The sequence below is a fragment of the Mycolicibacter terrae genome (genome assembly GCF_010727125.1).
Classification (GTDB): Bacteria; Actinomycetota; Actinomycetes; order Mycobacteriales; family Mycobacteriaceae; genus Mycobacterium; species Mycobacterium terrae.
In genome coordinates this window covers 1,504,720-1,530,763 of sequence record NZ_AP022564.1, presented here as the reverse complement: position 1 = coordinate 1,530,763, position 26,044 = coordinate 1,504,720, and the positions used below count along the sequence as shown (strand labels likewise).

The window sequence follows — 26,044 nt, the reverse complement described above, 5'->3', positions numbered from 1 at the left end:
ATGTTGCGCCGCAACGCCTTCGGGCCGTTGCTCAGCGGTGCGGCGACCGTCGGAATCGGCGTCGCCGGAGTCGGTGTCGGAGTGACCGGCGTGTTCGGCGCCCTTCCCGCGATCCGGATCGGCTGGCTGCTTCCGCTGTTGGGCGTGCAGCTGCGGGTGGAACCGATCGGCGGCTTCTTCATGGTGCTGACCGGCTCGGTGGCGGTGGCCGCCGGCCTGTACTGGATCGGCTACGCCCGCCACGAGGGATTCGGCGCCGTCCCGCTGACGGCACTGCCGGTGTTCGTCGTCACGCTGCTGGCCGTCCCGGCAGCGGGGTCGGTGACCACCTTCCTGTTCGCCTGGGAACTGATGGCGCTGACGTCACTGGTGTTGGTGCTCACCGACCAGCAGCGCGACGAAGTGCGCTCGGCCGCACTGATTTACGCGGTGATGACACAGCTGGGTTTCGTGTCACTGTTGCTGGGGATGGTGCTGCTCGCGTCGGCCGCCGGCGACGACTTCGCCGGGATCGGCGCGGTGCCCGACGGGGTGCGCAACACGGTCTTCGTGTTGACGCTGATCGGTTTCGGCTCCAAGGCCGGTCTGCTGCCGTTGCACGCCTGGCTGCCGCGGGCACATCCCGAGGCGCCGAGCCCGGTCTCGGCGCTGCTCAGTGCCGCCATGGTCAATCTCGGCGTCTACGGCATCATCCGCATCGACCTGCAGCTGTTGGGGCCCGGTCCGCGCTGGTGGGCCTTGGCGCTGCTGATCACCGGCGGCGCATCGGCGATCTACGGGGTGTTGCAGGCGTCGGTGGCCACCGATCTCAAACGGCTGCTTGCGTATTCGACAACCGAGAATATCGGTCTGATAACCCTCGCGCTGGGCGCCGCGACCTTGTTGGCCGGCGCCGGATCGCACTCGGCAGCGGCGGTGGCGCTCACCGCCGCGCTGTTGCACCTGATCGCCCACAGCGCGTTCAAGAGCCTCGGGTTCTTCGCCGCCGGATCGGTGCTCGCCGCGACCGGTCTGCGTGACCTGGATCGGCTCGGCGGCCTGGCCCGCCGGATGCCGGTCACCACGGCGCTGTTCGGGGTGGCCGCGCTGGGCGCCGCCGGGTTGCCGTTGGGGGCGGCTTTCGCCAGCGAGTGGCTGTTGATCCAGTCCCTGATGCACGCCCGGTCCGGCGACGACGTCACCCTCGCGCTGGTGGCACCGCTGGCGGTGGCGGCGGTGGCGCTGACCGCCGGGTTGGGGGTGGCCGCCATGGTCAAGGCGTTCGGGATCGGTTTCCTGGCCCGCCCGCGCACCGATGCCGCGGCCGCGGCGCGGGAATCCCCCGACACGATGATCGCCGCGATGGCGCTGCCCGCGGCCGCCTGCGTGGTGCTGGCCGTCGCCCCCGGCGCGGTGGGCCCGATGCTGAACCGGGTGCTCGACACCCTGATGGTCGACGACGCCCCGGCGCTCGGGGTGTTCCTGCGCATGCCGGGCCTGCACGGTTCGATGGCCCCGGGTCTGCTGGCCGCCGTGTTGGCCGCCGCCGTGCTGCTGGTGCTGATCGGCTCCCGGTGGCGCTCGCGGTTGCGTCCCAGCCCGGCCACCGTGCCGCTGTGGGCCTGCGGCGCCGAGGATCTGACCCCGCGCATGCAGTACACCGCGACGTCGTTCGCCCAACCACTGCAGCAGGTCTTCGACGACGTGCTGCGCTTCGACACCGACGTCGAGGTGAGCGGCCAGGCACCGTCCACCTATCTGGTCGACCGGATCGCCTACCGGGCACGGGTCGCCGACGTCATCGAGGACCGCTGGTATGCCCCGGTACTGCAGGCCGTCGCCGCAGCCGCGCGGCTGGTCCGGCGCGCCCACACCGGCAGCGTGCACCTGTACCTGGCCTATGGCGCAATCGGCGTGCTGATCGCCTTGCTGGTGGCGCGATGAACGCGATGGCTTACCTGGCGGGTTTCATCCAGGTCACCGGTGTTGTCGCCGGCGCCCCACTGGTCGTCGGCCTGATGCGCCAGGTCCGGGCGCGGGCCGAGGGCCGCGTCGGCGCCGGCATCTGGCAGCCGTGGCGCGACGTGCGCAAGCTGCTCGGCAAGCAGGTGCTCAATCCGCGCGGCACCACCTGGGTGTTCGCTGCGGCGCCGGTCGCACTGGCCGCCACCACGCTGGTCATCGTCGCTACCGCACCGCTGGTGGCGACGGGCTCACCGCTGGACCCGGTCGCCGACCTGATCACCGTGGTGGGGCTGCTGTTTCTGGGCACCGTGGCGCTCACGCTGGCCGGGATCGACACCGCGACGGCGTTCGGTGGGATGGGCGCCAGCCGGGAGATGACCATCGCGGCTCTGGTGGAACCGACCATCCTGCTGGCGGTGTACGCGTTGTCGATCCCGGCGGGGTCGGCCAATCTTGGCGCCATCGTCGGCAACACCATCGAGCACCCCGGCCAGGTGGTCTCGTTGGCCAGCGCGCTGGCGTTCGTCGCGCTGGTCATCGTCATCGTCGCCGAGACCGGCCGGCTGCCGGTGGACAACCCCTCGACCCATCTGGAGCTGACGATGGTGCACGAGGCGATGGTGCTCGAATACGCCGGTCCCAAGCTGGCCCTGGTCGAATGGGCCGGTGGTATGCGGCTGACGGTGCTGCTGGCGCTGCTGGCGAACCTGTTCTTTCCGTGGGGCATCGCCGGGGCCGATCCGAGCCTGACCGCGGTGGCGGTGGGCGCCGGTGCGATCGCGATCAAGGTGGCCCTGCTGGCGACGGCGCTGGCCTGCATCGAGGTGTTCATCGCCAAACTGCGACTGTTCCGGGTGCCCGAATTGCTGGCCGGGTCCTTCTTGTTGGCGCTGCTGGCGGTAACGGCGGCGAACTTCTTGAGCGGGACGGGCGGATGAACTACGACAACATGATGGACCTGGCAGCCGGCGGGGTGCTGCTGGCCGCGGTGCTGGCCGTCTGGCGGCGCGACCTGTCCGCGATCGTGCGGGGGCCGCTCGTCGTCCAGGGCGCCGCGCTGGCCGCCATCCCGGTGATTCGCGGTGTGCACGACCATGACCGGGCCCTGATCGCGGTGGGGATCGGCGTGTTGGCCGTCCGCGCGATCGCGCTGCCCTGGCTGTTGGCCCGCGCGCTCGGCGCCGAACGGCAGGAACGCCGCGAGGCCACTCCCCTGGTCAGCACCGCGGCATCACTGCTGGTGGTGACCGCCCTGGTGGTCGTGTCGTTCACGATCGCCCAGCCCGTGGTCGACCTGCAGCGCAGCACCGCGACCAACGCCGCCCCGGCCGCCATCGCCACCGTGCTGATCGCCCTGTTCATGATGGCGACCCGCCGCCACGCCATCTCGCAGGCGGTCGGACTGCTGATGCTCGACAACGGGATCGCCGCCACCGCCTTCCTGCTGACCGCCGGTGTCCCGCTGATCGTCGAACTCGGGGCGTCGCTGGATGTGCTGTTCGTGTTGATCGTGCTCGGCGTGCTGACCGGGCAACTGCGCAAGGCCTTCGGCGGAGTGGATCTGGACCTGTTGCGGGAGCTGCGCGACTGATGACACCGCTGATGCTGCTTCCCCTACTGGCACCCGTTGTGGCGTCAGTGTTCACCGTCCTGGCCGGCTGGCGCCGGCTCAGCGCTGTGGTGACGCTGGTCTCGGCGCTGACCATCCTCGGGTGCGGTGTCGCCCTGGGGTTCCAGGTCGGCGACCGGGCACATCTGGCACTGAACGGCCTGCTGCGTGCCGACGCGCTGTCGGTGACCATGCTGATCGTGATCGGTGTGGTCGGCAGCCTGGCCACCTGGGCGAGCATCGGCTACGTCGACGCCGAGTTGGCCCGCGGGGTGACCGATCGGCGGGGTGCCCGGCTTTATGGCATTCTCACTCCCGCGTTTCTCGCGGCGATGGCTCTTGCGGTGTCGGCCAACAACATCGGCGTGGTGTGGGTCGCCGTCGAGGCCACCACGGTGGTCACCGCATTTCTGGTCGGGCACCACCGCAGCCGTGCCGCGCTGGAGGCCACCTGGAAGTACGTCATGGTCTGTTCGGTGGGCATCACCATCGCCTTTTTGGGCACCGTCCTGCTGCACTTCGCCGCTCGCCACGCCGGAGCCGGCAGCGAGGACGCGCTGCACCTCGACGTCCTGGCAGCCCATGCCGCCGGACTCGACCCGGCGGTCACCCGGTTGGCCGGTGCGCTGTTGCTGATCGGTTACGGCGCGAAGATGGGGCTGGCACCGTTTCACACCTGGCTGGCCGATGCGCACAGTCAGGCACCCGCTCCCGTTTCGGCGCTGATGAGCGGCGTGTTGCTGTCGGTCGCCTTCTCGGTGCTGATCCGGCTCAAGCCGATCATCGACACCGCGGTGGGCCCCGGTTTCCTGCGGGCCGCGCTGCTGGTCACCGGGCTGGCGACGTTGCTCATCGCCGCGCTGCAGCTGACCGTAACCGCCGATCTCAAACGGATGCTGGCCTATTCGTCGATGGAGACGATGGGGCTGATCGCGGTCGCCGCAGCAGCCGGCACCGCGCCGGCGATCGCTGCGCTGCTGCTGCATGTGCTGGCGCACGGGGTCGGCAAGACCGTGCTGTTTTTGGCCGGCGGTGAGTTGCAGGCCGCCCATGGCACCACGACGATCAGCGAGATCACCGCGGTGTTCGGCAGGTCGCGGCTGGTCGGTGGGGCGTTCGCGGTAGGGATGTTGGTGCTGCTCGGTTTGCCCCCGTTCGCGATGTTCGCCAGTGAGCTGGCGATTGCGATGTCGCTGGCCGACGCGCGGCTGGCGTGGGCCCTGGGGCTGGCGCTGGTGGCGCTGATGGTGGCGTTCGCCGCGCTGATGGCGAACTCCGGCCGCATGCTGCTGGGCGTGGCGAGCGCCGACGGCCCGAAGATCCGGGCGCCGGGAACGGTCGCGGCCGCGCTGGTGGCAGGGGTCCTGATCTCCGTCGCCCTGGGAGTCACCGCTGGTCCGCTGACAGGCCTGTTCGCCACCGCCGCAACCCAATTGGGGGCGCTGTGACGGCTCCGATCTCAGGCGCTCATCGGGTCACCGACACCGAGCTGGCCGACGCGGCCGCGGGGTTGCTGGCCGACGGCTTCCGGCTCGCCCTGGTGGCCGCCCACGATGACGGCGAGGACTTGCGGGTGGTGTATCTGTTCCTCGCGGGACGCCCGGACCGTCGCACCGAGCTGACCCTGACCGTTCCGGCGCAGCAGCCATCGGTACCCTCGCTGGCCCAGATGTCGTTTCAGGCCGGCCGCTTCGAGCGGGAGATGCTGGATCTCTACGGGATCACCCCGGTCGGCCATCCGCAGCCACGCCGCCTGGTGCGGCACGCGCACTGGCCGGAGGATTGGCACCCGATGCGCAACGACGCCGGGCCGCCGCCGGACTTCGTTGCGGCGGGCGGCTTTCCGTTCCTCAACGTGGAGGGGGCCGGTGTCTATGAGATCCCGGTCGGCCCGGTGCATGCCGGCCTGATCGAGCCGGGCCACTTCCGCTTCTCGGTGGTCGGCGAATCGGTGCTGCGACTCAAGGCCAGGTTGTGGTTTGTGCACCGCGGAATCGAGCGGCTGTTCGCCGGCCGGGCCGCCGGCGACGCCGTCGAGCTCGCCGAGCGAATCAGCGGTGACACGTCCGCCGGACACGCGCTGGCACACAGTCTGGCCGTCGAAGACGCCCTCGGTGTCCAACTGCCCGATGCGGCGCACCGATTGCGCGCCCTGCTCGTAGAACTCGAGCGGCTCTACAACCACGTGGCCGACCTGGGCGCATTGGCCAACGACGTCAGCTTCGGCCTGGCCAACGCACACGCCCAACGGGCACGCGAGCAACTGCTGCGGATCAATGCGGAAGTAACCGGGGATCGGCTGCTGCGCAAGGCGATCCGGCCAGGAGGGGTGGTGCTGCAGGAACTCCCCGATCCCGACCGGCTGCAGGCGCTGGCCGACGACGTCGCTGAGATCGCCGAGCTGACGCTGGGCAACTCGGTGATCTACGACCGATTCGCCGGCACCTCGGTGTTACACCGACACGACGCGGAGGCGCTTGGGACGCTGGGCTATGTGGCCCGGGCCAGCGGGCTCGTCACCGATGCCCGCCTCGACCATCCGACCACCGACCTGCCGGTGACCGAGGTGACGGCGACAACCGGCGACGTGCTCGCCCGCTACACCGTCCGCCGCGATGAATTCGCCGCCTCGGTAGCACTGTGCCGCAACCTGATCGACGGCCACCGCGGACCGCTCGATATCCGGGCGAAGATTCCCGAGGCGGCCGGGTCGGGGGTCGGCATCGTCGAAGGCTGGCGCGGCACCATTGTGCACCGTGTGGAAGTCGGCGCCGACGGAGCCATCACCCGCGCCAAGATCGTCGACCCGTCCTGGTTCAACTGGCCCGCCCTGCCGGTTTCGATGACCGACACCATCGTCCCGGACTTCCCGTTGACCAATAAGAGCTTCAACCTGTCCTACGCGGGAAACGATTTATAAAGGCCCGCAACGGGTGCACCGTATGTCAACATGTTTGATATGGACGACGTGGACAGTGCTCCGCTGGGCTATCTGCTCTACCGGGTGAGCTCGGCGTTACGCCCGCAGGTGTCGGCGGTGCTCGGACCGTTGGGGCTGACCCTTCCCGAATTCGTCTGCATGCGGGTGATTTCGCTTCGTCCGGGGATGTCCAGCGCCGAACTGGCCCGCCACACCAGCGTCACGCCGCAGGCGATGAACACCGTGCTGCACCGGCTGCAGAACCGGGGCGCGGTGAGCCGGCCGCAATCGGTGCCGTCCGGGCGGGCCCTGCCGGCGACGTTGACCGACGCCGGCCGCGACCTGTTGAAAGAGGCGGAGGACGCGGTGCGGGTCGCCGACGCCCGGGTTCTGGCGGCCCTGAGCCCGGCCGAGCAGCACCAGTTCAGACAGATGCTGGAGCGGATCGGCGCCGAGTGAGGCTAGGTTGATGGCGGCGACCCGCTTCGCCCGGCTTCGCCGCGCTCGCGATCGCCGCTAGCCGCGGCCGGTGATCCTGGGCCAGGGCTTCGCGGCCTCGAGTTCGTAAGCCAACTCCAGCAGCCGGGCCTCCTGGCCCAGGTGCGCGCTGAACATCATTCCCACCGGCAGCCCGGCCGCCGATTCGGCCAGCGGCAGCGAGATCGCCGGGTCCCCGGTGGCGTTCTGCAGCGGGGTGTAGGCCACCCAGTCCATCAACCGGTCGATGATCTGCTGGTAGTCGGCGGTGGGGTCCAGGTGGCCGACCTTCGGCGTCTCGTGGGCCAGCGTCGGGGTGAGCGCTATGTCGTAGTTGCGGAACATCCGCGCGGTGTGCCGGCGCACGGTCGCCAACCGGGTGATCGCGAGCGGGAGCCGGTACAGGTGCCGGGTGGCATGGCGATCCAGCCCCAGCGTCAGGTTGTCCAGCCGGCTGCGGTCGAAGCTGGGCCCGAACATCCGCCGCCCGCCCCGTACCAGCACGGTCGCCAAAAACGCCCAGTAGAGCAGGAAGTCGTCGGCGAAGTGCTCCGGCACGGGCGGGCGGTCGATGTAGTCGACGTGATGGCCGAGTTCCTCGAGCAGCGCGGCGGTCTTCAGGGTCAGCTCGCGCATCTCCGCAGACGGCTCGCGCTGGATCGATTGGGTGATCACCGCGATCCGCAACCGCTGACTGCCCGGTGCCCGGACGTCACCGATCGGGGGCAGCTTGGGGTTGCGCCGGATCCGCTCCGCTTCGGCGTAGAAGGCGGCGGTGTCACGCACCGAGCGGGTGACCACCCCGTTGTAGACGATGCGCACCGGCATGGCGCGCATGTCGGAGTCCAGCGGCAGCCGGCCCCGCGACGGTTTGAGGCCGACCAGACCGTTGCAGGCCGCCGGGATACGGATCGAGCCGCCGCCGTCGTTCGCGTGCGCGATCGGCACCACCCCGGCCGCGACGAACGCCGCCGACCCCGATGACGACGCCGCCGCGGTGTAGTCGGTGTTCCACGGGTTGCGCACGGCGCCCAGTCGCGGGTGCTCGGCAGCCGCGCTGAACCCGAACTCGCTGAGCTGGGTCTTGCCCAGCGTGATCAGGCCGGTGCCCAGGTACAACCGGGCGAAATCGCCGTCGGCGGCTGCGTCGTGCGGTTGCCACGCGTCGGTGCCCTGCATGGTCGGCATCCCGGCGACATCGACGTTGTCCTTGACATACGTCGGGACGCCCGCGAAGTAGCCCCTGGTACCGCGCTGCGCCGACGCCGTTCGGCGGGCGCGGTCGAACGCCTGGTAGGCCAGTCCGTTCAGCTGCGGGTTGACCGCTTCGGTGCGTGCAATCGCGGCTTCGACGAGCTCGGCGGGCGACACGTCGCCTGATCGGAGTCGTTCAACCAGGCCGACCGCGTCGGAGTCGCCGAGCGCGTCGTCGCCGAAGGCGTGGACATGTTGCATGTCCTGACGCTAGCAAGGGCGCCGGCGGGCCGACCCCACCGGCGTAGGCGCCTAGGCCTGGCCGACCTCGAACCGCGCGAAGCGGGTCACGGTCACGCCCGCTTCGTCGAGCAGCGCCTTCACCGTCTTCTTCGAGTCCGACACCGCCGCCTGGTCCAGCAGCACGGTGTCCTTGAAGAAACCGTTGACGCGGCCCTCGACGATCTTGGGCAGGGCAGCCTCGGGCTTGCCCTCCTCCTTGGCCGTCTCCTCGGCGATGCGGCGCTCGTTGGCCACCACGTCGGCGGGGACGTCGTCCCGGGTCAGGTAGCGGGCCTTGAGCGCGGCGATCTGCAGCGCGACCGCGTGGGCGGCCTCGGTGCTGTCGCCGGAGTACTCGACCAGCACACCGACCGCCGGCGGGAGGTCCGATGCCCGCTTGTGCAGGTAGGTCTCCACGGTGCCGCCGAAGTAGGCGACACGGCGCAACTCGAGCTTCTCGCCGATCTTGGCCGACAGGGCCTCGATGGCCTCGGCGACCGTCCGGTCCCCCGCCTGGGCGGCTTTGAGCGTCTCGACATCGTCGGTCTTGGCGGCCGCGGCGGCGGTGACCACCTCCTCGGCGAGCGCCTGGAACTCGGCGTTCTTGGCGACGAAGTCCGTCTCGGAGTTCAGCTCGATCAGTGCGCCGTCCTTGGCGGCAACCAGGCCTTCGGCGGTGGCGCGCTCGGCGCGCTTGCCGACGTCCTTGGCGCCCTTGATTCGCAGCAATTCGACGGACTTGTCGAAATCGCCGTCACTGTCGGCCAGCGCGTTCTTGCAGTCCATCATGCCTGCGCCGGTGAGCTCCCGAAGCCGCTTGACGTCGGCAGCGGTGTAGTTCGCCACTGTTGTGTGCCTTTCCTACGATGCGTCGGTGGTGGTGTCGGTGCCGGCGGCGGGCTCAGGTGCCGAGGCGGTGGCGGTCGTGGTTGCCGAGGCCAGCAGCTCCTGCTCCCATTCGGCCAGCGGCTCGGCCGCTGCGGGGTCGGCTTTGCCCTCGCCGTTGCCCTGACCGGCCCGCGCCTGCAGGCCCTCGGCCACCGCGGAGGCGATCACCTTGGTCAGCAGGGCCGCCGAGCGGATCGCGTCGTCATTGCCCGGGATCGGGTAGTCGACCAGGTCCGGGTCGCAGTTGGTGTCCAGGATCGCGATCACCGGGATGCCCAACTTGCGGGCCTCGCCGACGGCGATGTGCTCCTTGTTGGTGTCGACGACCCAGACGGCCGACGGCACTTTGGCCATGTCCCGGATCCCGCCGAGGCTGCGCTCCAGCTTGTTCTTCTCCCGGGTCAGACCCAGGATCTCCTTCTTGGTGCGCCCCTCGAAGCCGCCGGTCTGCTCCATGGCCTCGAGCTCCTTGAGCCGCTGCAGCCGCTTGTGCACGGTGGAGAAGTTGGTCAGCATGCCGCCCAGCCAGCGCTGGTTGACATAGGGCATCCCGACCCGGGTGGCCTCGGCCGCGACCGATTCCTGCGCCTGCTTCTTGGTGCCGACGAACAGCACGGTGCCGCCGTGCGCGACGGTCTCCTTGACGAATTCGTACGCCTTGTCGATGAACGTCAGCGTCTGCTGCAGGTCGATGATGTAGATGCCGTTGCGGTCGGTGAAGATGAACCGCTTCATCTTGGGGTTCCAGCGACGGGTCTGATGCCCGAAGTGGGTGCCGCTGTCGAGCAGCTGTTTCATGGTTACAACAGCCATGAGTACAGGGTTCCTTTGTGTCGGTTGTCGCCCGGCGACGGGTGAGGCCGGGCCCTGGTGCCTGCTGAGATGCCGGACCCCTGTCGGGGACCGCCGGCATCCGGTTGTGCTGCAGACACGCGAAGTCAGTCCACTAAGCCGCGAAGCAGCGGACCGCGCATGTGAGTTTACACGCCGCGAACAGGTGCTTTGTCCACAGCGGTGACTGGCCGATCACCGGGCCGCCGGGGTGAACTGTTCGGATGCGGCGGACGGCGTTGTTGCTGGTCGTGAGCCTGCTGCTGGCCACGCCGGCCCGCAGCGACTCGGTGCGGCTGGACTGGCCGCTACGGCCGCGGCCGGTGGTGGTCCGGGCGTTCGACGCGCCGCGACCGGATTGGCAGCGCGGGCACCGCGGGGTGGATCTCGCCGGTGCCGCGGGCCAGCCGGTCTATGCCGCCGGTAGCGCGACCGTGGTGTTCGCCGGGCTCTCCGGTGGAGTGCCGGTGGTGTCGCTGGCCCACCCCGGCGGGCTGCGCACCAGCTATCAGCCGGTCTCGTCGTCGGTGCGGCCCGGCCGGCCGGTGACGGCGACGACGGTGATCGGGGTGCTGAACCCCGGACATCCGGGCTGCGGCGGCGCCGCCTGTCTGCACTGGGGCGCGATGTGGGGCCCGGCTTCGCACGCCGATTACGTCGACCCGCTGGGGTTGTTGGCCTCGACGCCGATCCGGCTCAAGCCGAGCGGCTAGGCCCGGGGGTGGGCCCGCTCATGCACGGCCCGAAGCCGGGCGACCGTGACGTGCGTGTAGAGCTGGGTGGTGGCCAGGCTGGAGTGGCCGAGCAGTTCCTGCACGATGCGCAGGTCCGCACCGCCCTCCAACAGATGGGTGGCCGCGGTGTGGCGCAACCCGTGCGGCCCCATATCGGGGGCACCACCGACCGCGGCGACGGTCTGGTGCACGACGGTACGGGCCTGCCGCGGGTCCAGGCGCCCGCCGCGCGCGCCGAGCAGCAGGGCGGGGCCGGACTCCGCAGTCGCCAACGGGGGGCGCCCGCGGGCCAGCCAGGCCTGCAGCGCCTCGGCGGCCGGCTCGCCGAATGGCACCGTCCGCTGCTTGTTGCCCTTGCCGAGCACCCGCAGCAGCCGACGCGATGGGTCGACGTCGTCGACGTCCAGTCCGCACAACTCGCTGACCCGCACGGCGGTGGCATAGAGCAGCTCGGCGATCAGCCGATCTCGCAATGCGAGCGGATCATTTTGCTGCGCACCAGATTTCGCTGCGGTCATCGCGGCGTGCGCCTGGTCGGTACGCAGTACCGCAGGCAGGGTCCTTCGGGCCTTGGGCAGCGCAAGACGCACCCCGGGATCTGAGGCCAGCAGGCCGCGCCGCGCCGCCCAGGCGGTGAAGGTCTTGACCGTCGACGTGCGCCGCGCCAGCGTGCTGCGGGCCGCGCCGGCGCCGGCCTGCTCGGCAAGCCAGCTGCGCAGCAGCGGCAGGCTCAGACCGTCGATACCGCTGTGCCCGCGTTCGGCGAGGAACACGAACAGCGAGCGCAGGTCGCCGAGATAGGCACGCCGGGTGTGTTCGGAACGTCCCCGCTCCAAGGCCAGATGCTCGTCGAACTCCTCGAGAATCGCGTCCACCAGCTCACGGTGGCAGAAGCCGTTCAAGCGTTCAGGTGACGCGCCGCAGCGTGTCCGGGGTGAGATCAACCCGTGACGGATAGCCGTCGACCGCCATGATCAGGTCGGCTTCGGCCAGCAGGGAGCGCAGCACGTGCACGATCCCGGCGGTCCCACCCAGCGCCAGCCCGTAGGCGTACGGCCGGCCGATTCCCACCGCGGTCGCGCCCAATGCGAGGGCCTTGATGATGTCGGCTCCGGTGCGGATGCCCGAATCGAACAGCACCGGCAGCCCGTCGGCGGCCGCCACGATGTCCGGCAGGAAGTCCAGCGCCGGCAGCCCACCGTTGGCCTGGCGCCCGCCGTGCGTGGAGCAGTAGATGCCGTCCACGCCGCCGTCTTTGGCGCGCCGGGCGTCGTCGGGGTGGCAGATCCCCTTGACGATCAGCGGCAGATCGGTCAACGACCGCAGCCACGGCAGGTCGTCCCAGGTCAGCGGGTTGCCGAAGGTTTGCACCCAGGACAGCACGGCGGCCTGCGGATTCTCCTCGGGTGGTTGGGCCAGCCCCGCGCGGAACACCGGGTCGGAAAAGTAGTTGGCCAGGCAGTGCCCGCGCAATTGAGGGAAGTTCGACATCGCCAGGTCGCGGGGCCGCCAGCCCGGAACCCAGGTGTCCAGGGTCACGACGATGGCCTGGTATCCGGCCGCCTCGGCGCGGCGCACCAGGCTGGCGGCCAACTCCCGGTCCTTGGGCGTATACAGCTGGAAAATCCCTGGGGTGTCGCCGAATTCGGCGGCGACATCCTCCAGCGGATCGGCGGTCAGGGTGGACACCATCATCGGAACGCCGGTGGCCGCCGCGGCCCGGGCGCTGGCCAGGTCGCCGTGGCCGTCCTGGGCGCAGATACCGATGACACCGATCGGCGCCATGAAGATCGGGGAGGGCAGACGCAACCCGAACATCTCGATGGACATGTCGCGCTCGACGGCGCCGACGAACATCCGTGGAATGAGCCCCCACCGGTCGAACGCCGTGACGTTGGCCCGCTGGGTGCGCTCGTCGCCGGCGCCTCCGGCCACATACGACCACACCGACGGGGAAAGCGCGGCAGCGGCTTTGGCCTCCAACTCGGTGTAGGTCATCGGCAGCCCGGGCACCACCCCGGCCAGGCCCTGCAGGTAGATCTCGAACTGGTAATCCCCGAACGCCATGCCGCTAGCCTGCCGCAGCTTCGGCGGCGGCGAGCTCTTTCTTCCATTGCCGGAACGTCTCTTCGGTGCGACCGCGACGCCAGTAACCGGAGATCGACGCCCATTTGGCGTCCACCCCGCGCTCCTTGCGGATATAAGGCCGCAGATTGTGCATGACGGCCTGCGCTTCGCCGTGGATGAACACCTGAACCTGGCCGGGCAGCCACAGGGTGGTGGTGACCGCCTCGATGAGCGGGGCGTTGTCACCGGCCCGGTCCTGCCCCACCAGATCGGCACGCCCGCCGCGGTGCAGCCAGTTCAGCTGTACCCCCTGCGGCGCGGTCAGCTCTATCTCGTCTTCCGGGCCGGCGACCTCGATGAACGCCTTGCCCACCGCGTCGGCCGGCAGTGCCTCCAAGGCGGCCGCGATCGCCGGCAGCGCGCTCTCGTCACCGGCCAGCAGATGCCAGTCGGCGGCGGGGTCGGGAGCGTAGGCGCCGTTGGGGCCCATCAGATAGACCGGCTGACCGGGCTGGGCGCCGGTGGCCCACGGACCGACGACACCGTGGTCGCCGTGCACCGCGACGTCGATGGCGATCTCACGGGCGACCGGATCGGCGCGCCGCACCGTCAGGGTGCGGATCACCGGACGGTCCTCCTCGGGCAGCTCGTCGAAGCTGTCCAGCGTCAACGGTTGCGGTAACGCCGCCACCGCGGGGCCGTCGCAGCGCACGAAGACGACTTTGACGTAGGAGTCGGTGAATTCGCGCGGGCGGAAGGTGTCGTATCCGGTACCACCCAGCACCACCCGCACCATATGGTCCGAGAGTTTCTCGGTGCGGACCACTGCGAAGGTGTGAACCGGTCTTCCTGCCACGTTGCCTCCCCATCTTGGCTGACCCCGCCGACTATACGAGCTACCGGTTGCTCCGGACTATCGCCCAGCTGCCGTCGCGGCGCTCGACCAAGCCCGCCACCTCCAGCATCGCCAGCGGCCCGAACACCTGTGCCGGGGCCAGCCCGGACGCGACCGCGACCTGATCGACGGTCGCCACGCCGCGGCCCGGCAGGGCCTCGTAGACCTGGCGTTCGGCGGGGCCGAGCCCGTCCAGCGGGGTCACCGGCCGTGGCGGATCGGCCGCCAGCTCCCCGATCCGTCCGGCCAACTCGATCACCTCGTCGGCCCGGGTGACCAGTTCGGCGCCCCCGCGCAGCAACACGTGGCAGCCGGCCGACGCCGCACTCGTCACCGGCCCGGGAACCGCGGCCACCGGCCGGCCCAGCGCCCGCGCCCACGCGGCGGTGTTGGCCGCGCCGCTGCGCAGTCCGGCCTCCACCACGACCGTCGCGCCGGCCAGCGCCGCCACCAGCCGGTTGCGGGTCAGAAACCGGTGCCGGACCGGGCGGACCCCGGGCGGATATTCGGTGACCAGCAGCCCGTGCCCGCCGATACGGTGCAGCAGAGCGGAATGTCCTGCGGGATAACATATGTCGATTCCCCCGGCCAGTACCGCCACCGTTGTGCCGTCCGCGGCGAGTGCGGCTCGGTGCGCTGCACCGTCGATTCCGTAGGCGCCGCCGGATACCACCGCCACGTCGCGTTCCACCAGCCCGGCGGCCAGGTCGGCGGCCACCAGCTCGCCGTAGGCGGTCGCGGCCCGGGTCCCGACGATGGCGCTGGCGCGTTCGGCGGCCTCATCGAGGGCCACCGGCCCCATCGCCCACAGCACCAGCGGTGCGCGGCAGTCCGGCTTCTTGGCGGCCGCCGCACCGCCGAACGACGCGAACGCCAGCATCGGCCATTCCCCGTCGTCGGGAGTGACCAGTCGGCCACCGCGGCGGGCCAGCAGCTCCAGGTCGTCGCCGGCACAGTCGATCTCCCGTCTGGCCTCGGTGTACCTGGCCAGCTCCGGTTCGACGGCGCCGCACCGAATCCGCTCCGCCGCCTCGACCGGGCCGGCCCGCGCGACCAGTGCGGCCAGATCCGGGCGCGGCGGTTCGGCCACCCGGGACAAGTACGCCCAGGCCGACAGCGTGGTGCGGTCGGCGCTCATCGGGCCACCCCCGGCTGACGGAAGCTCAGCGCCGCAGCGACTTCGTCCAGACCGGGTGAGCTCCGGCCCGCCAGGTCGCTCAGCGTCCAGGCCACCCGCAGAGTGCGGTTGGCGCCGCGGATCGACAGCAGGCCACGGTCCAGCGCGGTGCGCAGCGGGGCCATCGCGGCGACGCCGAGACGGAACTTGCGGCGCAGCAACGCTCCACTGACCTCGGCGTTGGTGTGAAAGCCATGTGGTTCCCAGCGTTTCGCCGCCGCGGCGCGGGCGTCCGCCACCCGGGCCCGCACCACGGCGGTCGACTCCCCGTCGGTGGCGGAGAACGCGCCGGCCCGCACCGGATGCATTTCCACCCGCAGATCCACCCGGTCCAGCAGCGGCCCCGACAGCCGGCCCAGGTAACGCCGCTTCTCCATCGGCTTGCAGGTGCAGTCCCGCGGGTCGGCCGGTGCGCACGGGCAGGGGTTGGCCGCCATGACCAGCTGGAACCGGGCCGGGTAGCAGGCGACCCCGTCGCGCCGGGCCAGCCGGATCTCGCCGTCCTCCAACGGTGTTCGCAACGCCTCCAAGGCGCTGACGCGGATCTCGGCGCACTCGTCGAGGAACAGCACCCCGCGGTGCGCGCGGCTCACCGCTCCGGGCCGCGCCATGCCGGAGCCGCCACCGACCAGCGCCGCGACGCTGGAGCTGTGGTGCGGTGCGATGAACGGCGGACGGGTGATCAACGGTGCGCTGCCGGACAGCAGCCCGGCGACCGAGTGAATCGCGGTGACCTCCAGCGACTCACTTTCGGTCAGCGGTGGTAGCAGCCCCGGAAGACGTTGCGCCAGCATGGTTTTGCCGACACCCGGCGGGCCGGTCAGCATCAGGTGGTGTGACCCGGCAGCGGCCACCTCGACAGCGAACCGGGCTTGGGCCTGACCGACCACCTCGGCCAGGTCCTCGGCCGGTTCCACGGTCGGCGGCACCGTGATGATCCGCTCCTGCAGCCGGGCTGAGCCCTCCAGCCAGTCGTACAGCTGACTCAGCGTCGCCACCCCGTAGACATCGATGCCCTCCACCAGGCTGGCTTCGGCGAGGTTGTCCACCGGTATCACCGCCCGCGCCCAGCCGTCGTTCTTGGCGGCCAACACCGCTGGCAACACCCCGTGCACCGGCCGTACCCGCCCGTCCAGCGCCAACTCGCCGAGCAGCACCGACTTCTCCAGCCGCGACCAAGGCGTGTCGCGATCCGCCGAGAGCACGGCCGCGGCGAGGGCGATGTCGTAGACCGACCCCATCTTCGGCAGCGTCGCCGGGGACAGCGCCAAGGTCAGCCGGGCCTGCGGCCACCGCTGCGCACTGTTGGTGATCGCGGCCCGCACCCGATCCCGCGATTCCTGTAATGCGGCGTCGGCCAGGCCGACCAGATGCACCCCCGGCAGTCCCGAGGCGATGTCGGCCTCGATCTCCACGATCAGACCATCCAGGCCACGCATGGCGACCGAGTAGGCCCGCCCCAAAGACATCAGCCCACCCCCTGCAGGTGGGTTATCTCCGGAGTGCGGCACCGCCGGATCCGCACCCCGATCACGTCCACGCGGATTTCATCCCAGTGGGTTTGCCGGCCGGCGAGCCACACTCCGGCCAGCCTGCGCAGCCGGCGCACCTTCTCCGGCGGCACCGCGTACGCCAGCCCGCCGAACCCGTCACCGGTGCGTGTTTTCACCTCGACGAACACCACGGCACGCGCGGCCGGATCGGCGGCTATCACGTCCAGTTCGCCGTACCGGCAGCGCCAGTTGCGGGCCAGGATCGTCCACCCCTGCCCGATCAGGTGGTCGGCGGCCAGCTGTTCGCCCAGCGCCCCCAGCTCGGCGCGCGTCATGGTTGTCATGCCGGTCAGGTTCGGTCATCGCACCGACGGCGTTGAACCGCGCCGCACCGAAAACCGCTGCAGCACGGTGAGTTGTCCACAGCGGCGACTTCATCCACAGCCGCCGGGGAACCGACGATCAGCCGGCGTGTGCGCCCGGAGCCCGAACCACCAGCGGCACACCGGGGAAGTACGCCGCCATCTCGGTACGCGCCCGGCGCAGCGCGGCGGTGCCGTAGCCCTTCTTGCGATGCTCGGGATGGATCCAGATCCGCACGTTGACCTCGCCGTGGTTCAGGTCGCCGAAGACCATGCCGACCTTGTGCGCACCGTCGATGGCGACAAACCATGCAGCATCTTCGTCGTCGACTCGCGACAGACCGGAATGGATCTCGTCGTCGAGGCCGCCCGCCGGCCCGCCGGACCCGTCGCCGCTGGCCCCGACGTCGGAGGTGCGCAGCGCGAAGATATCGCGATCCGGGTCACCGGCGAACGGGCGCAGCAACAACGTCTCGCCGGAGCTTGCCGGGCGATCACCGAGGGTGAACGTCAGCTCGTTGTTCAGGTCTTCGAGCTCCGCGGCGATCCTGCTCCGGGAGTCCTTGGTCAGCTGATCCAGCGACATCCCGATCACCGCTTCGCAGCCGGCCGGCGAGGTGCCCAGCAGGTTCGCGATCGCGTGCACGGCAGACCCGCGGTCGTCGGATTCCACGATCACGTCGAGCACCTCGTGACGACGTTCCATGGCTTTGAGCAGGGCATCGGTGATCTCCCGACGGGACACGGCACGGTCGACAGCGGTCATGCCTGCCAGCCTAGACCGGCACCGGCGGTTCAGCGAGGCTCGACGAAGGAGAGCCGAAGCTGGGACCGGCGCATCAACCAAGCGGTTCAGCGAGGCTCGACGAACCAGAGGCGAAGCTGGGACCGGCGCATGAGCTCGACGGCGACGCCGGGGTGCTATTCGGGCAGCCGCAGCTCGGGCTTTTCGACCTCTTCGATGTTGACGTCTTTGAACGTGACCACCCGTACCTGCTTGACGAACCGCGCCGGCCGGTACATGTCCCACACCCACGCGTCGGCGAGCCGCAGCTCGAAATACACCTCGCCGTCGGCGTTGCGCGGCACCATCTCCACGCTGTTGGCCAGGTAGAACCGCCGCTCGGTTTCCACGACGTAACTGAACTGCCCCACGATGTCCTTGTATTCGCGGTACAGCGAGAGTTCCATCTCGGTTTCGTACTTCTCGAGATCTTCGGCACTCATCTGCTCAGTTGTCCTTCTGCTCGGTTCGTCGTCCCCATTGTCCCCGTAACCGGGGCGGCCGCCGCGGCCGGCACCGCCACGCTGCGCACGTTGATGAACGAGTAGCGGTGCTGGCCGCAGGGCCCCAGCGCGGCCAGCGCCGCGGTGTGCGCGGCGGTGGAGTAGCCCTTGTGCTCGGCGAAGCCGTAGCCGGGGTCATCCAGCGCGACCATGTAGCGGTCCCGGGTGACCTTGGCCAGCACGCTCGCCGCGGCGATGCAGGCCGCCGCGCCGTCGCCGCCGACCACCGGGAGCGACGGCATCGGCAGCCCCGGCACCCGGAATCCGTCGCAGAGCACGTAGCCGGGCCGCAGCGCCAGCCCGGCCACCGCGCGCCGCATGCCTTCGATGTTGGCGGCGTGCACCCCGCGCACGTCGACGTCGGCCGGCGAGATGAACACCACGTGATAGGCCAGCGCATGCCGGCGGATCACCGGAAACAGCTGTTCGCGGGCGTTGGCGGTGAGCTTCTTGGAGTCGTCGAGCGCCGCCAGCGCGGCGGGACGGCCCGGGCCGAGCACACAGGCGGCCACCACCAGCGGTCCGGCGCAGGCGCCGCGCCCCACCTCGTCGACCCCGGCCACCGGGCCCAGCCCACTGCGGTAGAGCGCCGACTCCAGGGTGCGCAGGCCCGGTGAGCGGCGGATCACCGGTCGCGGCGGCCAGGCCCTGGCCATCGCCTACGGCCCCTGCTGCGGGTTGATCGCTCTCACCGGCCCCCACCGCGACGGCGGCCATGCGATGAACCGGGTCTTTCCGATCACATTGCTCACCGGCACCGTGCCGGCGTCGACGTTCTCGCCGGTGCACAGGGTCCGGCGCTGCAGATCGGGTTGGATGGCCACGGTGTCGCAGTGTGCGCGGGAGTCCGACGAGTGGGTTCGGTTGTCGCCCATCACCCACAGCCGGCCGTCCGGTACGGTCACCGGACCGAACTCGGGGCCCAGGCAGGGGTAGACCATCGGGTCGACCATCAGGGTGGCCGGATTCAGGTAGGGCTCGTCGAGTGTCTTGCCGTCGACGGTCAGGCCGGTGTCGTTGCGGCACTGCACGGTCTGACCGCCGACCGCGATCACCCGCTTGACGAGATCGTTCTCGTCGGGCGGCACGAATCCGATGAAGGACAGGGCGTTCTGCACCCAGCGCACCGCGGTGGTGTCGGACCGGATTGACTTGTAACCCACGTTCCACGACGGCGGTCCACGGAAGACGACGACGTCTCCGGGACGCGGGGAGGTGAACCGGTAGGTGACCTTGTCGACCATGATCCGGTCGCCGACGCAGCCGTGGCAGCCGTGCAGCGTCGGCTCCATCGATTCCGACGGAATGAGATACGGGCGCGCCACAAACGTCAACACCAGGTAGTACAGCACCAGCGCGATCGCCACCAGCACCACCGACTCACGCAGCGTGCTGTGCTTGCGGTCCTCGGGGGCGGGCGTCTCCGAGGCGGCGGCCTCGGGCTGATCGGCCTCGGGCTGGTCGGCCTCGGCAGAGTTCTCGGGTGACGAGCCCGCGGTTTCGGTCACGAGATCAGGGTAGTGACCGCGCCAGCGGCGCCGTAGACCGACCGGAGCAAATCCGGTGCGGACGCGCGCGTCAGCGCTTCTCCTTGATCTTGGCCTTCTTGCCGCGCAGTTCGCGCAGGTAGTACAGCTTGGCCCGGCGGACGTCACCGCGGACCACGACGTCGATGTGGTCGACGTTGGGCGAGTGCACCGGGAAGGTGCGCTCCACGCCGACGCCGTAGCTCTCCTTGCGGACGGTGAACGTCTCGCGGACGCCGCCACCCTGCCGGCGGATGACCACGCCCTTGAACACCTGGATGCGCTCCTTGGTGCCCTCGATCACCTTCACGTGCACGTTGACGGTGTCGCCGGGGGCGAAGGCCGGGATGTCGTCGCGCAGCGACGCCTTGTCGACGATGTCCAGCGTGTTCATTGCGGAAACACTTCCTCGCGGGTCGCGGCTGCCGACCGGGCCGCACGCCGGTGCGTGCAGACGGTAACCGAGCCGATGGGTTCGGGCATATTGTCGCATCGTGCGGTGCCCGAGACGCCCGGGCCCCCGCTGCAGAATCAACTGCCGGGCGACAACTGCTCAATTGTGCCAGATGCGGCGCTACCAGTGAAATCGTGCAAATCGCCGCTGGTCGTTACCGCCGGAACGGCCTTCACCGTGATAAGTCTGAATGGAGAGGCGAACTGCGCGATCCGGGTGTGCACGCGGTAATCTATCCGACGGGCCGATGGCAGCAAGTGTGGCGAGCCCGTAGACGTCGGTTACGCGACTGATACCTGTTGAGGAGGCCTACCAGCCGTGCGGCCATCGATGCTCCTGCTGACCATCGTCATGGTGATCTCGACGGTGGTGTTCGGCTGCGATGAGAAGGTCTATGGCGCCGCCGCCACGCGACCCCCGCAGTACCGGGCGCCCGAGGTGGCACCGGTAGCCACCGCGATCGAAGCACCCCGAGCACCCGCCATTCCGCCGGTCGCCGTGGTCGACGGACTGGCCGCACGCATGCAGGACGCCACCGAGGAAGCGGCCAAGGCCGGCGCCACCATCTCGGTGGCCGTGCTGGACCGCATCTCACACCAGCTGGTCACCAACGGCAACACCCGGTCCATCGCCACCGCCTCGGTGGCAAAGCTGTTCATCGCCGACGACCTGCTGGCCCACCAGCCCGAGGCCGCATTGTCGGCCGACGACCAGGCCGCTCTGGATGTCATGCTGCGTTCCTCGGACGACGGGGCCGCCGAGACGTTCTGGAGCCTGTACGGCGGCAACGCGATCATCACCCGGGTGGCGAGCCGCTACGGTCTGGCAGGCACCTCACCGCCTTCCAATGGCGCCTGGTGGAACACCATCAGCACCGCACCGGACCTGGCGCGCTACTACGACATGCTGCTCAACGGTTCCGGCGGCCTGCCGGCGGACCGGGTCAACATGATCGTCAACGACCTGTCGCAGTCGACCCCGACCGGCATCGACGGCTACCCGCAGCGGTTCGGGATTCCGGAGGGCTTGTACAACGAGCCGGTGGCCGTCAAGCAGGGCTGGATGTGCTGCATCGGCAACAACTGGATGCACCTGTCGACCGGCGTGGTCGGCGCTGACCGTCGCTACGTGGTGGTGATCGAGTCGCTGCAGCCCAGCGACGACGCCACCGCGCGTGCCACGATCACCCAAGCCGTCAAGACGATCTTCCCCGGCGGCCGGATCTAGTCAGGCCCGTCGCCGGCCAACAGGTCCGGTCGCCGTTCCCTGGTGCGTTGCAGCGCTGCCTGGTGTCGCCAGGTGTCGATCCGCGCGTGGTCGCCGGAGAGCAGCACCTCCGGGACGTCCAGTCCACGCCAACTCGGCGGTCGGGTGTAGCTCGGCCCCTCCAGCAGTCCGTCGCGGTCAGGGGAATGCGAATCATCCTGGCGTGACACCGGATTGCCCAGCACCCCGGGCATCAGCCGAAGCACCGCCTCGAGCATCACCAGCACCGCGGACTCGCCGCCGGCCAGCACGTAGTCGCCGATCGAGACCTCTTCGACCCGCATCCGCCGGGCGGCGTCGTCGGCCACCCGTTGATCGATGCCTTCATAGCGGCCGCAGGCGAACACCAGGTGCCGTTCCTGACTCCAGCGCTGGGCGGTGGCCTGGTCGAACAGTGCACCCGCCGGCGTAGGTATGACCAGAACTGTTTGTTCCGAACAGATCTCGTCGAGTGCTTCGCCCCATACCGGCGCCCTCATCACCATCCCCGGACCACCGCCGTACGGGGTGTCGTCGACCGAACGGTGAACATCGTGTGTCCAGCGCCGCAGATCGTGAACGCCCAACTCGACCAGCCCGGACTCGATCGCCTTGCCCGGCAACGACTGCCGGATCGGGTCCAGGTAGCTGGGAAAGATCGTCACGACATCGATTCTCATGCCGCCGCTCACCCTTCCAGGTCAAGCAGACCATCGGGGGGATCGATCTCGACGACCTGGTCGGCCAGTGACACCGACGGAACGAACGCGGCGACGAACGGCACCAACAGCTCCCGGCCATCAGTCCGCTTGATCGCGAGCAACTCGCCGGCGGCGGTGTGCAGCACCTCGGTGACGGCGCCGATCTGCTCCCCCGCTTTGGTGCGAACGGTCAGGCCTTCCAGCTGGTGGTCGTAGTAGGTGTCCGCCTCGGTGATCGGCGGCAGGTCGGCGGAGTCGACGACGAAGACGGTGCCGCGCAACGCGTCGGCGCCGTCACGGTCAACGACCCCGGCCAGTCGCACCAGCAGGCGCGCGCCGTGCGGGCGCGCCGCTTCGACGACGTAGTCGCCCAGCGACTGACCCCTCTTCCGAGCGTGCAGGGACGCGCCCGGCGCGAACCGGAGTTCGGGGTCGTCGGTGCGGATGTCGACGACAAGCTCGCCGGTGATGCCGTGAGCTTTGACCACCCGCCCGACCGTAAGCTCCATGAGCCCGTCGGCTACCGGTCGGTGTCGACCACGTCCACGCGGATGCCGCGTCCACCGATACCGGCAACGAGGGTGCGCAACGCAGTGGCGGTGCGACCGCCGCGGCCGATCACCTTGCCCAGATCGTCGGGGTGGACGTGTACCTCGACGGTGCGCCCGCGCCGGTTGGTCACCATGTCGACCCGGACGTCATCCGGGTTGTCGACGATGCCGCGCACCAGATGCTCGACGGCATCTGCCACCACTGCACTCACGGCCGCGCTCAGCTCTCGGCGGCCGGCTCGGCGGCCTCGGCAGCAAGGGTCTCGGCCGGGGCGTCGTCCGCGGGGGCCTCGGCCTTGGCCTCGTCCTTCGCCTCTTCCTTGGCCTCGTCCTTGGCCTTCTTGGCCGGCGCCTTCTTCTTCTTGGCCGTGGTGGCCTCGGTGGTCGGGCCGCCCTCGGCCTCGGCCAGCGCGGCGTTGAACAGCTCCAGCTTGCTCGGCTTGGCCGGCTTGACCTTCAGCTTGCCCTCGGCGCCGGGCAGGCCCTTGAACTTCTGCCAATCACCGGTGATCTTCAGCAGTTTGAGCACCGGCTCGGTCGGCTGGGCCCCGACCGACAGCCAGTACTGGGCGCGCTCCGAGTCGATCTCGATCAGGCTGGGCTCTTCCTTGGGGTGGTAGCGCCCGATGACCTCGATGGAACGACCGTCGCGGCGGGTGCGCGCGTCGGCGACCGCGATGCGGTACTGCGGGTTGCGGATCTTGCCGAGCCGGGTGAGCTTGATCTTGACAGCCATGAATCACTCCTGAATAGCACGCTGCAATTCAGCGATACGGGCGGAGTTGCCCGCATCCGGTTTTGCCTCGCGTGTTGCGCCGCGTGACCGCACGCCCTCGAAGGGCACGGTCGCACGGTGGACAGCCGCCCATTGTGCCAGAACCGGCCCGCTCAGCAGAAATCGCGTCAGGGCAGCTTCTGGAAGCACTTGGTCTCGACGCGGCGGTTCATCCGCCAGCCCTCGGCGGTCCGGACGAACTCGTCGTCGTACCACAGGCCCAACAGCATGGTGGCGGGCTTCGCGGGGTCTTCGGTCCCGAACAGCATCGGGTTGAAGCAGAAGGTGCGCGCGGTCGCGGTGTCCCCTTCCACCCGGATCGACGGCAGGCCCAGCATGTGGGCGTAGCCGGCGAAGTTCGGCAGCACCTCCGCCAGCCACGCCTTCACCTGTGGATAGTCCCCGTCGATACCGCCCATCGCGCGATAGTCGATGTAGGCGTCGTCGGTGAAGACGGCGTCGAGGTCGTCGAAGTTGCGGGTGTCGATGGCGGTGGAGTAATCGACCAGCAGCTGCTGGATCTGCCACCGATCCGACATTTCGGCCTGGCTCAGCATTCCTCGATTGAACACTGCCGCGGTGGCGGGCGGTAAGGTAACCGGCCATGCGGAAACTTCTGGCCGCAATCGCGGCTGCGCTGACCGTACTTGCCACTACCGCGGTGACCGCTTCCGCCGATGTCGCCCAACCCCTGGGCTCAGCACCGGTACCGGCCGGCCCCGCCCCGAACTGGCTGATCGCCGACCTGGACTCCGGGCAGGTGCTCGCCGAGCAGAACGGGTACGCCGCCACCCCGCCGGCCAGCACGATCAAGGTGCTGCTCGCCCTGGTCGCGCTCGATGAGCTGAACCTCGACGACACCGTGGTCGCCAATCCGGCCGACACCGCGGTCGAATGCAATTGCGTCGGGATCAAGCCCGGCCACAGCTACACCGCGCGTCAGCTGCTCGAAGGCCTACTGCTGGTGTCGGGCAATGACGCCGCCAACGCGCTCGCGGACATGCTCGGCGGGCCGGAGGCGGCCGTGGCGAAGATGAACGCCAAGGCCGCCGCGGTCGGCGCGACCGACACGCACGCCAGCACACCGTCCGGACTGGACGGCCCGGGCGGCCCGGGTGCGACCACCCCGCACGACCTGGCGGCGATCTTCCGGGCGGCGATGGCCGACCCGGTGTTCGCGCAGATCACCGCGCAGCCGTCGGCGATGTTTCCCACCGAGTCCGGCGAGCACCCGATCGTCAACATGAACGAGCTGCTGGCCCGCTACCCGGGCGCGATTGGCGGCAAGACCGGCTTCACCGACGCCGCCCGCAAGACTTACGTCGGAGCGGCGGCCCGCGACGGCCGGCGACTGGTGGTCGCGATGATGTACGGGCTGATCCACGAAGGCGGCCCGACCTACTGGGATCAGGCCGCCGCGCTGCTGGACTGGGGCTTTGCGCAGGGGCCGACGTCCGGCGTCGGCAGCCTGTAGCTCCCGGCCTTCGGCCGCAGCGAGCAGACGCAGAATCGCGCCAACCTCTGGCTGACAGTGCGACTCTGCGTCTGCTGGGCGGAAAGGCGCTAGTACACCCGCCCGCGCAGCATCACCAGATCGGGGCAGCGCAGCACGTCCGGCCCGGTACGCGGATCCTCGGCGAAGCACAGCAGGTCGGCCGGGGCGCCGTGCTCCAGCCCGGGCGCGCCCAACCAGCGCCGGGCATCCCAGCAGGCCGCACCGAGCGCGTCGGTGGCGCTGAGCCCGACACCGGTCAGCGCGTGCACCTCGTCGGCAATCCGGCCGTGGGCGATCATGCCGCCGGCGTCGGTGCCGGCGTAGATCGGCACGCCGGCCTCCCGGACGGCGCCGATCCGCGACCGGCAGGTGGCGTGCAACGCGCGCATGTGCGCGGCGTAGGTCGGGTACTTGGCCGCCGAATCGGCGATCCCGGGAAAGTTCTCGATGTTGATCAGCGTCGGCACCAGCGCGGTGCCGTTGGCCAGCATCAGCGTGATGATGTCGTCGGTGATGCCGGTGCCGTGCTCGATGCAGTCGATGCCGGCGTTGATCAAGCCGGGCAGCGCGTCCTCGCCGAAGACGTGCGCGGTGACCCGAGCGCCGTTGGCGTGCGCGGCGTCGATGGCCGCGGCGAGCACCTCGTCGGACCACAGCGGCGCCAGGTCTCCGATCCCCCGGTCGATCCAGTCCCCGACCAGCTTGACCCAACCGTCTCCTCGACGAGCTTGGGCTGCAACAGTTTCCGGTAACCGACTCTCATCGTCGACGTCGAGTCCCAGCCCGGGGATGTAGCGCTTGGTGCGGGCCAGGTGCTGTCCGGCGCGGATGATGCGTGGCAGGTCGTCACGGTCGTCGAAGTCCCGGGTGTCGATCGGTGAGCCGGCGTCGCGGATCAGCAGCACCCCGGCGCGACGCTCGGTTTCGGCCTGGCGCAGCGCTTCGGCGGCGTCGACCGGGCCGCCGGGCCCGATCCCGACATGGCAGTGCGCATCGACCAGGCCGGGGATGATCCAGCCGTCGGCGAACACGGTCTGCGCACCGTCGAGCGGCTCGAGACTGATCCGGCCATCGACGATCCAGTACTCCACCGGAGTCTCATCGGGCAGCCCGCGGCCGCAGACGTGAAGCGCCAAG

The 26,044-nt window shown here is 69.8% G+C and carries 28 protein-coding genes and 1 pseudogene; 9 read left to right on the top strand and 20 right to left on the bottom strand.

The window, feature by feature from the left end:
* Genes G6N23_RS07430 through G6N23_RS07405 form a run of 6 tightly spaced genes read left to right on the top strand, consistent with a single transcriptional unit; the run spans position 1 to position 6,932 of the window.
* A complete protein-coding gene (locus G6N23_RS07430; RefSeq protein ID WP_085262218.1) occupies positions 1-1,923 on the top strand; it encodes a proton-conducting transporter transmembrane domain-containing protein in 1,923 nt (640 codons plus the stop codon).
* A 5-nt stretch (positions 1,924-1,928) separates the two neighbouring features.
* The gene (locus G6N23_RS07425; RefSeq protein ID WP_095174212.1) at positions 1,929-2,882 is read left to right on the top strand and encodes a respiratory chain complex I subunit 1 family protein; all 954 of its coding nucleotides are present in this window, start codon (positions 1,929-1,931) and stop codon (positions 2,880-2,882) included.
* Complete coding sequence (locus G6N23_RS07420; protein WP_085262216.1) at positions 2,879-3,535, top strand: hypothetical protein; 657 nt, start codon at positions 2,879-2,881, stop codon at positions 3,533-3,535. Before G6N23_RS07425 ends, G6N23_RS07420 begins: the two co-directional genes overlap by 4 nt.
* Positions 3,535-5,001 carry a proton-conducting transporter transmembrane domain-containing protein gene (locus G6N23_RS07415; protein ID WP_085262215.1) on the top strand — a complete coding sequence of 489 codons (1,467 nt, stop codon included), beginning with the start codon at positions 3,535-3,537 and terminating at the stop codon, positions 4,999-5,001. The genes G6N23_RS07420 and G6N23_RS07415 overlap by 1 nt, the downstream gene beginning before the upstream one ends.
* Before the next feature lie 8 nt (positions 5,002-5,009).
* On the top strand, positions 5,010-6,473 hold the full coding sequence (locus G6N23_RS07410) for a hydrogenase large subunit (RefSeq protein ID WP_372509071.1): 1,464 nt from the start codon (positions 5,010-5,012) through the stop codon (positions 6,471-6,473).
* Positions 6,474-6,512: 39 nt separating this feature from the next.
* Positions 6,513-6,932, top strand: coding sequence for a MarR family winged helix-turn-helix transcriptional regulator (locus G6N23_RS07405; protein ID WP_085262213.1), 420 nt, complete (start codon positions 6,513-6,515; stop codon positions 6,930-6,932).
* Between the two features lie 57 nt (positions 6,933-6,989).
* Here G6N23_RS07405 and G6N23_RS07400 read toward each other — a convergent pair whose 3' ends face one another.
* From G6N23_RS07400 to rpsB, 3 genes are read right to left on the bottom strand one after another with little or no spacing between them, the layout of a single operon-like run.
* On the bottom strand, positions 6,990-8,405 hold the full coding sequence (locus G6N23_RS07400) for an amidase (protein ID WP_085262212.1): 1,416 nt from the start codon (positions 8,403-8,405) through the stop codon (positions 6,990-6,992).
* 51 nt (positions 8,406-8,456) lie between these two features.
* The gene (gene tsf / locus G6N23_RS07395; protein WP_085262211.1) at positions 8,457-9,272 is read right to left on the bottom strand and encodes a translation elongation factor Ts; all 816 of its coding nucleotides are present in this window, start codon (positions 9,270-9,272) and stop codon (positions 8,457-8,459) included.
* 15 nt (positions 9,273-9,287) lie between these two features.
* Positions 9,288-10,127, bottom strand: a complete 840-nt coding sequence (gene rpsB / locus G6N23_RS07390; RefSeq protein ID WP_085262210.1) for a 30S ribosomal protein S2 — start codon at positions 10,125-10,127, stop codon at positions 9,288-9,290.
* Positions 10,128-10,390: 263 nt separating this feature from the next.
* Between rpsB and G6N23_RS07385 the strand changes: the two are divergent.
* Positions 10,391-10,849, top strand: a pseudogene (locus G6N23_RS07385) (M23 family metallopeptidase); the annotation flags it as partial.
* A 5-nt stretch (positions 10,850-10,854) separates the two neighbouring features.
* Here the strand turns inward: G6N23_RS07385 and G6N23_RS07380 are convergent.
* From G6N23_RS07380 to rplS, 11 genes are all read right to left on the bottom strand, one after another.
* Positions 10,855-11,754, bottom strand: a complete 900-nt coding sequence (locus G6N23_RS07380; RefSeq protein WP_085262280.1) for a tyrosine recombinase XerC — start codon at positions 11,752-11,754, stop codon at positions 10,855-10,857.
* Positions 11,755-11,785: 31 nt separating this feature from the next.
* A complete protein-coding gene (locus tag G6N23_RS07375; RefSeq protein WP_085262208.1) occupies positions 11,786-12,946 on the bottom strand; it encodes an alpha-hydroxy-acid oxidizing protein in 1,161 nt (386 codons plus the stop codon).
* 4 nt (positions 12,947-12,950) lie between these two features.
* Positions 12,951-13,802 carry a siderophore-interacting protein gene (locus G6N23_RS07370; protein WP_085262207.1) on the bottom strand — a complete coding sequence of 284 codons (852 nt, stop codon included), beginning with the start codon at positions 13,800-13,802 and terminating at the stop codon, positions 12,951-12,953.
* Between the two features lie 40 nt (positions 13,803-13,842).
* The gene (gene dprA, locus G6N23_RS07365) at positions 13,843-14,979 is read right to left on the bottom strand and encodes a DNA-processing protein DprA (protein ID WP_085262206.1); all 1,137 of its coding nucleotides are present in this window, start codon (positions 14,977-14,979) and stop codon (positions 13,843-13,845) included.
* Positions 14,976-16,487 carry a YifB family Mg chelatase-like AAA ATPase gene (locus G6N23_RS07360; RefSeq protein WP_085262205.1) on the bottom strand — a complete coding sequence of 504 codons (1,512 nt, stop codon included), beginning with the start codon at positions 16,485-16,487 and terminating at the stop codon, positions 14,976-14,978. Before G6N23_RS07360 ends, dprA begins: the two co-directional genes overlap by 4 nt.
* Positions 16,487-16,855: a YraN family protein gene (locus tag G6N23_RS07355; protein ID WP_085262204.1), complete on the bottom strand. Its 369-nt coding sequence runs from the start codon at positions 16,853-16,855 to the stop codon at positions 16,487-16,489. The genes G6N23_RS07360 and G6N23_RS07355 overlap by 1 nt, the downstream gene beginning before the upstream one ends.
* 118 nt (positions 16,856-16,973) lie before the next feature.
* Complete coding sequence (locus tag G6N23_RS07350; protein WP_085262203.1) at positions 16,974-17,639, bottom strand: GNAT family N-acetyltransferase; 666 nt, start codon at positions 17,637-17,639, stop codon at positions 16,974-16,976.
* 155 nt (positions 17,640-17,794) lie between these two features.
* On the bottom strand, positions 17,795-18,100 hold the full coding sequence (locus tag G6N23_RS07345) for a DUF2469 domain-containing protein (protein ID WP_012393608.1): 306 nt from the start codon (positions 18,098-18,100) through the stop codon (positions 17,795-17,797).
* A complete protein-coding gene (locus G6N23_RS07340) occupies positions 18,097-18,816 on the bottom strand; it encodes a ribonuclease HII (RefSeq protein ID WP_085262202.1) in 720 nt (239 codons plus the stop codon). The genes G6N23_RS07345 and G6N23_RS07340 overlap by 4 nt, the downstream gene beginning before the upstream one ends.
* Before the next feature lie 3 nt (positions 18,817-18,819).
* On the bottom strand, positions 18,820-19,668 hold the full coding sequence (lepB, locus tag G6N23_RS07335; RefSeq protein WP_085262201.1) for a signal peptidase I: 849 nt from the start codon (positions 19,666-19,668) through the stop codon (positions 18,820-18,822).
* Between the two features lie 70 nt (positions 19,669-19,738).
* Positions 19,739-20,080, bottom strand: a complete 342-nt coding sequence (gene rplS, locus G6N23_RS07330; RefSeq protein WP_019736221.1) for a 50S ribosomal protein L19 — start codon at positions 20,078-20,080, stop codon at positions 19,739-19,741.
* Positions 20,081-20,470: 390 nt separating this feature from the next.
* On the opposite strand from rplS, the gene G6N23_RS07325 reads away from it, so the two are divergent.
* Entirely contained in the window at positions 20,471-21,367 is an 897-nt protein-coding gene (locus G6N23_RS07325; RefSeq protein ID WP_085262279.1) for a serine hydrolase, read from the top strand.
* On the opposite strand, the gene trmD is transcribed toward G6N23_RS07325, so the two are convergent.
* The 5 genes from trmD to G6N23_RS07300 all read right to left on the bottom strand — a co-directional run bounded on the left by trmD (position 21,364) and on the right by G6N23_RS07300 (position 23,969).
* Positions 21,364-22,065, bottom strand: a complete 702-nt coding sequence (gene trmD / locus G6N23_RS07320) for a tRNA (guanosine(37)-N1)-methyltransferase TrmD (protein WP_085262278.1) — start codon at positions 22,063-22,065, stop codon at positions 21,364-21,366. The two genes, G6N23_RS07325 and trmD, sit on opposite strands and share 4 nt — an antisense overlap.
* A gap of 8 nt (positions 22,066-22,073) precedes the next feature.
* Complete coding sequence (rimM, locus tag G6N23_RS07315) at positions 22,074-22,595, bottom strand: ribosome maturation factor RimM (protein ID WP_085262200.1); 522 nt, start codon at positions 22,593-22,595, stop codon at positions 22,074-22,076.
* 11 nt (positions 22,596-22,606) lie between these two features.
* Positions 22,607-22,849 (bottom strand): RNA-binding protein, encoded by a 243-nt coding sequence (locus tag G6N23_RS07310; protein ID WP_019736217.1) that lies wholly within the window; start codon positions 22,847-22,849, stop codon positions 22,607-22,609.
* 8 nt (positions 22,850-22,857) lie between these two features.
* Complete coding sequence (gene rpsP / locus G6N23_RS07305) at positions 22,858-23,373, bottom strand: 30S ribosomal protein S16 (RefSeq protein ID WP_085262199.1); 516 nt, start codon at positions 23,371-23,373, stop codon at positions 22,858-22,860.
* A gap of 167 nt (positions 23,374-23,540) precedes the next feature.
* Positions 23,541-23,969: a nuclear transport factor 2 family protein gene (locus tag G6N23_RS07300; RefSeq protein ID WP_085262198.1), complete on the bottom strand. Its 429-nt coding sequence runs from the start codon at positions 23,967-23,969 to the stop codon at positions 23,541-23,543.
* A gap of 47 nt (positions 23,970-24,016) precedes the next feature.
* Between G6N23_RS07300 and G6N23_RS07295 the strand changes: the two genes are divergently transcribed.
* Positions 24,017-24,886, top strand: coding sequence for a D-alanyl-D-alanine carboxypeptidase family protein (locus G6N23_RS07295; RefSeq protein WP_085262197.1), 870 nt, complete (start codon positions 24,017-24,019; stop codon positions 24,884-24,886).
* An 89-nt stretch (positions 24,887-24,975) separates the two neighbouring features.
* Here G6N23_RS07295 and G6N23_RS07290 read toward each other — a convergent pair whose 3' ends face one another.
* Positions 24,976-26,043: an amidohydrolase family protein gene (locus G6N23_RS07290; protein WP_085262196.1), complete on the bottom strand. Its 1,068-nt coding sequence runs from the start codon at positions 26,041-26,043 to the stop codon at positions 24,976-24,978.
* Position 26,044 lies beyond the last annotated feature (1 nt).